Here is a 325-nt window from a genome sequence, read left to right on the forward strand (position 1 = left end):
ATCGTTTGGCTAATTGATTCATCATTGCTTCTGCACTTCCCATTGGTCGATACGCTGTCGTGTCCACGCCTTTCTCCTGTAACCAACTACGGTAATCTTTTATGGTTTCCTGATGATGCGTTAAAAAGGCGAGGAAATGCGCTAGTTTTTCTTCTTCTTCTGGTGTATCCATTGTTCCTACCGCGCTATTCAACTCTAAAAATAAGGAATCAACCTGATAATTTCTTAACGCTCTTTTCATGTAGCGATATCGAGGATGGTTTTTCATAAGCTGCTTCATCGAACGAGCGACATGAAAACGATCCATGGTGAAAAAGGCTCGTTC

At 41.8% G+C, this 325-nt stretch carries 1 protein-coding gene; it reads right to left on the minus strand.

Annotated elements, in window-relative coordinates:
• A partial coding sequence (locus ACTNDN_RS25080; protein ID WP_441132594.1) for a UPF0236 family transposase-like protein occupies window positions 1-307 on the minus strand: 307 nt, incomplete at its 3' end.
• Between the last annotated feature and the right edge of the window lie 18 nt (window positions 308-325).

Source organism: Niallia sp. HCP3S3_B10, from assembly GCF_052064465.1.
GTDB lineage: Bacteria > Bacillota > Bacilli > Bacillales > Cytobacillaceae > Niallia > Niallia hominis.